We start from the raw sequence: 5,990 nt of genomic DNA on the forward strand, positions 1-5,990 counted from the left end.
TCAATTTCGCCCAACTCGATGCGGAATCCACGCACCTTGACTTGGTGGTCAATCCGCCCATCATAGTCAAACCGTCCATCGGCCCGTTGCCGCACCAAATCTCCCGTTCGGTACAACCGTGCACCTGCCTCACCACTCAATGGGTCTGGCACAAAGCGCTCCGCTGTCAGGCTCGGTCGCCCAAGATAGCCACGGGCAATCCCTGATCCCCCAATATATAACTCACCTGCAACCCCCAATGGTACAACTTGCCCAGCCTGATCGAGCACATATAACCGTACATTATCTAAGCCCCAACCAAGGCTAATATCATCGTTCTCAATCAAGGCCCGGGTTGCATAAACCGTTGTTTCGGTTGGGCCATACATATTCCACAACGCATTGCTCCGCATCCGAATGGCCGCCGCGAGATCCGCGTGCAAGGCTTCGCCGCCAGCAATCGCCGTCAGCGTCGGGTCGCCCTGCCAGCCTGCCGAAATCAACAATCGCCATGTTGCGGGGGTCGCTTGCACCAGTCGAATCGGCTGGCGCTCCAGCACATCCCGCAACAAGACAGGATCTCGGGCTACGTCACTCGTAACCAGATAGATTGTCGCACCACTCGTCAACGGCAAAAAGACATCTGTCACCGAAATATCAAAGGCCATCGTGCTCAGCGCCAGCAGCACATCACCTACTCTCATCAGTATTTGTTCGCGCATCGAGGCCAGCAAGGCCAATACGGTATGGTGAGGAATTGCTACGCCTTTGGGAACACCCGTCGAACCCGAGGTATAAATCACATACGCTAAATTGGCGGCAGTGCTGCTTAATGGTGGTGCGGAAGGAGAATTTTCTGCGGTAATACGTAACCAAGCGGTTTCGATATCCAGCACTTGACATGGTGATGCGTTCAGGCGGGCACTTAGATGCTGCTCAGTCACCACCACCAGTGCCTGACTATCCGCCAGCATCCATGTTACTCGTTCAATCGGGTGCTGAGGGTCGAGCGGTAGGTAGGCACCACCAGCCTTCAGAATCGCCAGTAACGTCACCAGTAGGAGCGGCGTGCGGTTAAGGTACATTCCCACCACCACCTCAGGGCCAACGCCTAGTTCACGCAACTCCCACGCTAACTGATTGGCGGCGGTATTCATTTGCGCATACGTCCATACAGATCCCTCTGTCTGCACGGCAATGGCAGTAGGTGTGTCAGCCGCTTGTTGCGTGAGGGCTTCAGCCAAGGTCGTAGGGCCAGTCACCGCCAGCGTTGGCGATTGGCGTTGCACAATCGCTGTTTGCTCGGCAGGCTGCATAAGTGGCAAACGGCCAACGGGCAGCGCTGGATCATCGGCCAGTGCGGTCAGAAAGGTTTGCCAATGCTTTGACCAGCGCTCGATTGTGGTCTCAGCAAACAACACCGTGCTATACTCAAAACTGCCGATCAAGCCATGGGGTGTTTCCAACAAACCAAGGGTCAAATCGAATTTAGCAATCGTTCCGGTGAGGCTGATTGGTTCAAGGGCAATCTCACCCCAATCAAGGCTTGCTTGGGGTGCGTGTTGTAGAGTTAGCATCGTTTGAAACAAGGGCGAACGGCTCAGATCGCGCTCGGGCTGAACGACCTGCACCACCTGCTCAAACGGCAATTCCTGATGGCTATACCCCGCCAACAAGGTCTCGCGCACCTGTTCCAGCAGCGCCGTAAATCCAAGATCTCGCCGCACATCACTCCGCACAACCAACGTATTGGCGAAAAATCCGATTAATTCATCCATTCCAGCTTGGGTGCGTCCGGCAATCGGTGTGCCAACGGCAATATCGCGCTGCCCACTCAGCCGTGCCAACCATGCTTGATAGGCCGCCATCAACACCATAAACAATGTCGCCCCATGGGCCTGCCCCAGCAGCCGCAACTTCCTCACTACAGCATCAGGGATCACCACCCCAACTGTTGCCCCGGCAAACTGTTGCACCGCTGGTCGCGCATAATCCGTCGGCAAAGCCAAGGGAGTGGCATCACTCAGCTGTGATTGCCAATAGGCCTGCAAACGAGTCAGGCGTTCGCCACGCAACACTGCCCGTTGCCACACCACCACATCAACCACATCGACCACTAATGGTGCAAAACGAGCGACTTCACCCACGCGAGCAGCCGCCAGGGCTTGGGCCAGCTCGCGCACCAGCAACTCCATCGACCAACCATCGGTAATCGTGTGGTGCAAGGTCAGCACCAATACATGGCGATCAGCGGCCTCGCGCAATAACATCGCCCGCAGCAACGGTCCATGCTCCAAATCAAATGGCTCAGCAATTGCCGCTTGAATCGCCGCATGGACATCAGCCTCGCTACGACCACGGAGATCATGGAGCGCCAATCCAAGCGTTAGGGTTGGTGCGATCCGCTGATAGGGCTGACCGTCAAGCGCATAAAAACTTGTGCGTAAACTGGCATGGCGATCCACAAGCTGTTGCAGGGCTGACTGCACCACCATCGGCGGTAGATCACCCACAATTCGTACTGCCATTGGAATGGTATAGGCCTGACTGCTTTCAGCATCAAGTTGGCTCAAAAACCACAAGCGTTCTTGGGCAAATGACAGTGGAATATGCTCTGGAGTCGGCTGTGGTATGAGTGCTGGTAGCACTGGAGCCAACAGCTCAGCGGGGGCATTCTGCAAACTCGCGGCAAACGCTGCCAAGGTTGGCAATTCAAATAACCGTCGCAACGGCAGATCAAGCTGAGGCAGCAGCTCGCGAACGCGGGCCACTACCTGAGTCGCCAGCAACGAATGCCCGCCCAGCTGAAAAAAGTTGCTCTGGCGTTGGATCGTTGATACCCTCAAGACCGAAGCCCAAATTTCGGCAATTGCTTGCTCCAACTCCGTTTGTGGTGGTGCATCATCAAGCAATTGCTCAGCATAGCTCGGCACAGGCAAGCGACGACGATCAAGTTTGCCATTCGGTGACAATGGTAGTGCATCCATCTGTACCAGGGCATTCGGCAACATAAACTCAGGTAAGTGCTGAGCCAAACGCTGACGAACTATACTTATCAGCAACGTCTCGTTTGAGGAAACCACATACGCAACTAAGCGTTGATCGCCTGGCTGATCTTCGCGTAACACCACAACTGCATCGGTTATGTCGGGCAACGCCAACAATTGCTGCTCAATTTCGCCCAGCTCGATGCGCAAGCCACGCACCTTGACTTGGTGGTCAATCCGCCCACCATATTCGATGTTGCCATCTGCTCGCCAACGCGCAAGATCGCCTGTTCGATAGAGTCGCGCTCCGGCAATTGGGCTAAATGGATCGGGCACAAAGCGCTCTGCCGTCAAGTTTGGCCGATTATAATAACCGCGACCTACTTGCAGCCCACCAATATATAATTCGCCAAAACAGCCGATCGGTACAGGTTGCAGCGCCTGATCCAACAGGTACAATTGGGTATTGGCTACTGGTCGCCCAATCGGCACACTACTTGCCGTTGCATCGGGCCTACACGCCCAATACGACACATCTACTGCGGCTTCGGTTGGCCCATACAAATTATGCAAGCCACTTTGCGGAAGCTGTTGCAAAAACTGCTGAGCTACATCTGCTGGCAACGCCTCACCCGAGCAGATCGTCCGTCGCAACGAGGTACACATAGGTGCTTGCCGATGCTCCAGAAACAGGCGTAGCATCGATGGCACAAAATGCACTGTGGTAATCTGCTCGGCCTGAATGACCTCGGTCAAATATTCCGGATCTTTGTGGCCTTCCGGTCGGGCCAAGACCAATTGTGCCCCAACCAGCAATGGCCAGAAAAATTCCCACACCGATACATCAAAACTAAACGGAGTTTTTTGGAGCACCCGATCGGCTGCCGTCAACCGATACTCCGCTTGCATCCACAATAAACGATTGATAATCGCATCGTGTTGATTTAATGCCCCTTTGGGCTTGCCAGTCGAGCCTGAGGTATAGATCATGTAGGCCAAATTATGGCCCTCGATGGCTACCGCAGGATTGTGGGTTGGCTGATCAGCAAGCAGCTGCAATTGCATCAGATCAAGCCGTGGACATGCTTGAAATTCAATTAATTGCTGGAGCTCGGAGTTGGTTTGCCCAGCAGTCAGCGCGGTTAAGAGCACCAGCGGTTGTGCATCGGCCAGCATAAACTCAAGTCGATCAATCGGATAGCTAGCATCCAAAGGCACATATGCCCCGCCCGCTTTCAAAACCCCCAACAAGCCAATCACCATTTCGATCGATCGTTCGGCACAAATCGCCACCAGCGTATCAGGTCGCACCCCTAAATCGATCAAGCGATGCGCCAGTTGATTGGCCCGCACATTCAGTTCGGCATACGAAAGCGTTCGATCTTCATAGCGCAACGCAATCGCCGTAGGATGTTGTGCAACTTGAGCTTCAATCACATGATGCAAACCCTGTGCTGGCGGATAGATCGTCCGCGTTTGATTCCAGCCAACTAATACCTGTGCTTGTTCGGCTGTCGTCAAGAGGGCCAATTCGCCGATTGATTGGGTTGGATTTGCTGCAATTACAGTTAAGAACGTCAGCCAGTGCCCCGACCAGCGCTCGATCGTGGCCTGGGTAAATAAGGCTGTGCTATATTCAAATGTTGCGACTAAGCCGCTCGTCGTCTCCACCAAGCCCAACGACAGATCAAATTTCGCTACCGTTCCCGCCAAGTCAATTGGTTCGAGCGCAATCTCGCCCCAATCCATGCTGGTCGGTTGGGCATGATGCAGGGTCAACATCGCTTGAAATAACGGCGAGCGACTCAGATCGCGCTCTGGCTGGACCAGCTGCACCATTTGCTCAAATGGCAATTCTTGCTGGCTATAACCAGTCAAGAGTGTTGCCCGTACCTGTTCCAGCAGCGCCGTAAACCCAAGATCCCGCCGCACATCACTCCGCACAACCAACGTATTGGCAAAAAAGCCAATCAATCCTTCCATTTCAGCTTGGGTACGTCCGGCAATTGGCGTACCAACCGCAATATCGCGCTGCCCACTCAGGCGAGCCAACCATGCCTGATAGGCCGCCATCAGCACCATAAACAATGTCGCCCCATGGGTCTGCCCAAGGACGCGCAACTGTTCAAGCACCACTGTTGGGATTGTCACTCGCAGCGTTGCCCCGGCAAACTGCTGCACCGCAGGTCGTGGATAATCTGTCGGCAAAGCCAAGGGAGCAACCCCATGCAACTGGGTCTGCCAATACCCCTGCAATTGGGCCAAGCGCTCGCCACGCAATACCGCTCGTTGCCACAGCACGACATCGACCACATCGACCACCAGCGGGGCAAAACGGGTCGGTTCACCAAGGCGAGCAGCGGCCAAGGCTTGGGCAAATTCACGTAACAATAGCTCCATCGACCAGCCATCAGTGATGCTATGGTGCAAAGTCAGCACCAACACATGGCGATCATCAGCTTCGCGCAGCAACGTTACCCGCAATAGCGGCCCGCGCTCCAAATCAAATGGTTCGGCAATTGCCGCGTGAATCGCCGCATGCACGTCGGCTTCGCTCCGACCACGCAGATCGTGTAACGACAACGCTAGCATGAGGGTCGGCGCAATCCGTTGATAGGGCTGACCATCAAGTGCATAAAAGGTTGTGCGCAAACTGGAATGCCGATCTACCAGCTGTTGTAAGGCCATCTGGATCACCGCTGGCGGCAGGTCGCCAACAATGCGCACTGCCAGCGGAATCGTATAGGCTTGATTGCTCGTCGCATCAAGTTGGTTCAAAAACCACAAACGTTCTTGGGCAAACGATAATGGAAGATGTTCCGGTCGTGGTTGTGCCACCAGAGCAGGTAGCACCACAGCAGCATCTTTATGCGGTGTTGGGTCGAGACTAGCCACAAACGCTGCCAAGGTCGGTAGCTCAAAAAGGCGGCGCACAGGCAGATCAACCGTTGGCAGCAGTTCACGCACCCGCGCCACAACTTGGGTAGCCAACAACGAATGCCCACCTACTTGGAAAAAGTTGGT

1 protein-coding gene is annotated in these 5,990 nt (G+C 54.7%); it reads right to left on the reverse strand.

All coding sequences use genetic code 11. From position 1 onward, the window contains the following. A partial coding sequence (locus DEF47_RS09290; protein WP_287045099.1) for a non-ribosomal peptide synthetase occupies positions 1 to 5,990 on the reverse strand: 5,990 nt, incomplete at both ends.

The organism is Herpetosiphon sp. (genome assembly GCF_003512625.1).
Taxonomy (GTDB): domain Bacteria; phylum Chloroflexota; class Chloroflexia; order Chloroflexales; family Herpetosiphonaceae; genus Herpetosiphon; species Herpetosiphon aurantiacus.